At 71.9% G+C, this 3,601-nt stretch carries 8 protein-coding genes and 1 pseudogene; 4 read left to right on the top strand and 5 right to left on the bottom strand.

Annotation, left to right across the window (positions count from 1 at the left end):
- Both ACWDN5_RS46380 and ACWDN5_RS46385 read left to right on the top strand, forming a co-directional pair.
- The coding region (locus tag ACWDN5_RS46380) for an MFS transporter (protein WP_449680750.1) at window positions 1-222 on the top strand (222 nt) is incomplete at its 5' end.
- Window positions 223-255: 33 nt separating this feature from the next.
- A pseudogene (locus ACWDN5_RS46385) lies at window positions 256-363 on the top strand (thiamine pyrophosphate-binding protein); the annotation flags it as partial.
- On the opposite strand, the gene ACWDN5_RS46390 reads toward ACWDN5_RS46385, so the two are convergent.
- On the bottom strand, window positions 321-536 hold the full coding sequence (locus ACWDN5_RS46390; RefSeq protein WP_449680751.1) for a hypothetical protein: 216 nt from the start codon (window positions 534-536) through the stop codon (window positions 321-323). The pseudogene ACWDN5_RS46385 and the gene ACWDN5_RS46390 overlap by 43 nt on opposite strands.
- Window positions 537-584: 48 nt before the next feature.
- Window positions 585-1,121: a hypothetical protein gene (locus ACWDN5_RS46395; protein ID WP_449680752.1), complete on the bottom strand. Its 537-nt coding sequence runs from the start codon at window positions 1,119-1,121 to the stop codon at window positions 585-587.
- A gap of 224 nt (window positions 1,122-1,345) precedes the next feature.
- On the opposite strand from ACWDN5_RS46395, the gene ACWDN5_RS46400 reads away from it, so the two are divergent.
- Window positions 1,346-2,056, top strand: a complete 711-nt coding sequence (locus ACWDN5_RS46400; RefSeq protein WP_449680753.1) for a DUF1931 family protein — start codon at window positions 1,346-1,348, stop codon at window positions 2,054-2,056.
- Window positions 2,057-2,141: 85 nt separating this feature from the next.
- Here the strand turns inward: ACWDN5_RS46400 and ACWDN5_RS46405 are convergent, their stop codons facing one another.
- From ACWDN5_RS46405 to ACWDN5_RS46415, 3 genes are read right to left on the bottom strand one after another with little or no spacing between them, the layout of a single operon-like run.
- The gene (locus ACWDN5_RS46405) at window positions 2,142-2,348 is read right to left on the bottom strand and encodes a hypothetical protein (RefSeq protein ID WP_449680754.1); all 207 of its coding nucleotides are present in this window, start codon (window positions 2,346-2,348) and stop codon (window positions 2,142-2,144) included.
- The gene (gene surE / locus ACWDN5_RS46410; protein ID WP_449680755.1) at window positions 2,326-2,823 is read right to left on the bottom strand and encodes a 5'/3'-nucleotidase SurE; all 498 of its coding nucleotides are present in this window, start codon (window positions 2,821-2,823) and stop codon (window positions 2,326-2,328) included. Before surE ends, ACWDN5_RS46405 begins: the two co-directional genes overlap by 23 nt.
- Entirely contained in the window at window positions 2,820-3,116 is a 297-nt protein-coding gene (locus ACWDN5_RS46415) for a PfkB family carbohydrate kinase (RefSeq protein WP_449680756.1), read from the bottom strand. Before ACWDN5_RS46415 ends, surE begins: the two co-directional genes overlap by 4 nt.
- A gap of 253 nt (window positions 3,117-3,369) precedes the next feature.
- Here ACWDN5_RS46415 and ACWDN5_RS46420 point away from each other — a divergent pair, with 253 nt between their 5' ends.
- Window positions 3,370-3,528 carry a hypothetical protein gene (locus ACWDN5_RS46420; protein ID WP_449680757.1) on the top strand — a complete coding sequence of 53 codons (159 nt, stop codon included), beginning with the start codon at window positions 3,370-3,372 and terminating at the stop codon, window positions 3,526-3,528.
- Window positions 3,529-3,601: the final 73 nt, after the last annotated feature.

The following is a 3,601-nucleotide window of genomic DNA, read 5'->3' on the forward strand; positions in this document are numbered from 1 at the left end:
CGCGACCTGGACGAGCCGGAGCTGTTCGTGGAGCAGTTCGTCGTGGCGAGCTGGGACGAGCACCTGCGCCAGCACTACGAGCGTTCGACGGAGCTGGACCGCCAGCTCGACCAGCGCGTGCGGGCCCTGACCGTGACCGGTGATCCGCCGGTCGTGCGGCACCTGGCGCAGACGGTCCTGCCCCGACGGGACCGCCGGCTCCTCGGCCGCTCCCCGCGCTGAGCGCTGGTGTAGGGCGCGGGCCACCGGGTAGCCACCGGGCGGCTCGCCGCCTGCGCTGGCAGCTGTGGGCCCGGCAACCTGCACCTCGTCAACAGCCTCTACGACGCCCACCGCAGCATGGCACCGGTCCTCGCGCTCGCCGTGTGGTCCACGGTCAGGTACAGATGCCGTTCGTCGGCTCGGCGTCGTGCCAGTTTCGCCAGGGCACCCGCGGCTTGCCCGCTCACCAGCCACTGTTCCGGCGCGGGCACCACGGTGGCCATATCCGCGGGCGCCCGGTGCAGGTCCGGTACCAGCGCGCCGGTGCCGTCCACCGCATGGTGGGCGCCCCTACCGCGGTCGATGCCAGGATGGAGAACCCTTCACTTTGCCGGGCCCGCCGCGTCAAGGGCAGCGTCGTCGACTGCCTTGCCCGCTTCGGCGGCCAGGTCGGCCAGGTCGGGCAGGTCGGGGTTCAGCTCCTTGGCCCGGGCGGAGAGCCGCTCCACCAGCGCCGCCGAGTTCTGCGCCAGCCGTACCGCGTCGGCCATCCGGTTGTCCGCGGCCAGCCGTTCGATGTGCCAGGCCAGCCCGGCGAGCGTCTCGTCGTCGGTGTCCGGGGACAGGTAGCCGGACAGCCCCGGCGGGTACCGGGTCCCGGCGCGCAGTTCGGACAGCGCGGTCACCACCGACGGCTCGGCGCTGAACGTCTCCAGCAGGTCGATCAGCGCGAACAACCTGGCCACGACCTTCGGCCGGCCGGGGAAGCGGTCCAGCCACCGCACCAGCCCGGCCTCGCCGCCGAGGTGCTGCACGATCCGGGTCATCTGCGCGGCGAGCGCGGTGGGCAGCTCAGCGTGGAACATGACGATGAGGGCCACCTGGTCGGCCAGCTCGGCCTGGCCGTCCTCGTCGGTCATGGGTCTCCCGGGGTCGCGACGGCATCCGCTGTGGACGACAATGCATCGGATCGCACCGGCGCCGTATCGACCTGGTAGGTCGAAACCAGCACGGCGAACGGCTCTGCCAGTCGCAACGTGGGCTTGAACGTGACACCGATCGGCCTGACAGGGTGAATCGGCCCGGCGAAATCAGTCCCCGGAGTCCGAGACGCCGCCCGTCCGCGGCGGGCCATGCTGGGCTCATGGACCACCATCAGTTCGCCGACGAGGTGGCCGAGCGGGCCGGCGTGGACCGGGGCACCGCGCACATCGGCGTGGCAGCGGTCTTCGCCACGCTGCGCGACACGATCAGCAGCGACGAGTACCGGGTGACGCTGCCGGCGACATCCACGCGGTCGACCGAGCTGTGGCTCACGTCAACCACCGGTGACCTCGGCCTTGGCGGCCGGGGAAGGCGCCGGAGCCGTCCGGTGCGTGCACGAACATCTCTCACAGGAGGCCTGATGCCGGTCATGGGTGCGGCGAGGTTCGAACGGTTCTTCCGGACGGCCGCGAGCCTGGACGTCGACAAGAGCGATCTGAAACGGTACGACGAGTTCCTGGACCGCAAGATCCACGATCTCTTCGTAGTCGCCAAGGCCACGGCCAAGGCCGGCCGGCGGGATGTCATCGAGCCGGGGGACCTGCCGATCACCAAGGGACTGCAGGAGCGCATGCACGAGTTCTCCAAGATGGACGAGGACCTGGAAGTGGCGCCGCTGCTCGAGCAGCTCTTGGCGCGTCCCCCGCTCGGGATCGCGATCTCCGAAGACGCCGAGGCACGGCTCCCGGCCATCGCCGGCGGTCTCAGCGTGGCTCTCGCCCAGGCGTTCAAGATCATCGACCCACGCGTGAAGAACCCCGGCTCCGCCGAATGGGATCAGGTCTTCCGGATGTTCGATCTGCTGATCTGAACGGGCTGCGCGCAACACGCCCTGGCAACGGGCAGGCGCCGGGTACCGCACGGCCATGTCCGCCTGCGGCCCGCTGCGGCCGAGGTCAGAGGCGCAGGTCGGGGTCTGCGGTCACCGAGCGGAGCGCCGTCACCGTCGGATGCCCGTCGGCGAGCAGCCGGGCGTCGCTGTCCGGGGGCAGTTCACCCTCGACGACCACGGCGGCGAGGCGGATCGCGCCGTCGCCGCTGTCCTCGACGCGGCTGCGCACCGTTCCGAACTCGGCCAGCTCAGCCCGCTGTGGCGTCCCCACTTCGGCTCGGTCGGGGACGTTCAGGTTGAGCACCGTCCCGGTGCGGCCGCGTTCGTGGCTCCAGCCCGACGTCGAGCGACACCGCCAGCGCGCGGGCGCCGTTGATGGATGCGGTCAGCGCGGCCCCGACGGTCCCCGAATGCAGCACTGCGCGACCGACGTTCGCGCCGTGGTTGACGCCGGACAGCACGATGTCCGGCGGGGCGCCGAAGGCGCCCTGCGCCGCCGCCAGCACGATGAGCCCGGGGTGCGCGGCGACCGCGTGGGCGGGCACGCCCGGCAGGTCCGGCAGCTCCCGCCGCTCGACGGCGATCCGGCCGTCGTCCCCGGCGGCGGACAGGCCCGCGCTGGTGCCGCTGGCCTCCATCGCCGGTGCGGCGACCACGACCGTCCAGCCGTGCGCCACCGCGCCGCGCGCGAGCGCCACCAGTCCCGGCGAGCCGATGCCGTCGTCGTTCGTGATCAGCGCCCTCATGCCGCGTCTTCCCAATTCTTCAGGCGTACGCGGGCGGCCAGCTCGCGCACCGCTTCGCCGCTGCTCGACCCGAGGCCGTGCCGCGTCACGTTCGCTGCGCCCGCCGTCGCGCCGAGCTCCAGCGCCTGGCGCGGTGACAGGCCCTGGGCCAGGCCGACCGCCGGCCCGGCGGTCATCGAATCGCCTCCGCCACGCGGGTCCACCGGCGGCAATTCGGGTGATTCCACGAGCCACAGTTCGTCCTCGACGAGCGCAAGCGTGTCTTCGGCGGCCCGCGACACCGAATGCGGCACCGGGACGCTCGTGCCGCGACATCGCGTCCGCGGGCGACTCGATCATCCGCGACTGCCACACCCCCTGCCCGCCCGCGTGCACATGGACATCCGGTACGCCCTCGATCTCTTCCACCGTCACTGTCAGCTGCGGAGACGGCGGAACACCGCCTCGCTGCCGGTGGGGCCGGACCGGTCGACCGGTTCGCCGATCCGCGCGGCGATCCGCCGGTCCCGATACGCTTGTGTGCAGGTCAGTGCGGGAGGGATGGGCATGACTGACAAGGGCTACGCGACCCCGGATCTGAGCGGCGCGCTCAGCGACATAGCGCGGACGCTGCAGGCCGAGCCGGACGTCGACTCCACCCTCGCCGCGATCGTCAAGGCCGCCGTCGACCACGTCGACGCGCCGAATACGCCGGTATCTCCCTGATCGAGAAGGGCGGCGGGGTCCGCACGTCGACGTCCAGGACCTTCACCTTCACGATGTCCCCGGGCTTCACGAC

It is taken from the genome of Amycolatopsis sp. NPDC003731 (assembly GCF_053586895.1).

Excerpts from the sequence above, each read along its gene's own strand:
- surE (WP_449680755.1), bottom strand. The coding sequence starts at position 2,823 with ATGAGGGCGCTGATCACGAACGACGACGGCATCGGCTCGCCGGGACTG.
- ACWDN5_RS46400 (WP_449680753.1), top strand. The coding sequence starts at position 1,346 with ATGGACCACCATCAGTTCGCCGACGAGGTGGCCGAGCGGGCCGGCGTG.
- ACWDN5_RS46395 (WP_449680752.1), bottom strand. The coding sequence starts at position 1,121 with ATGACCGACGAGGACGGCCAGGCCGAGCTGGCCGACCAGGTGGCCCTC.
- ACWDN5_RS46420 (WP_449680757.1), top strand. The coding sequence starts at position 3,370 with ATGACTGACAAGGGCTACGCGACCCCGGATCTGAGCGGCGCGCTCAGC.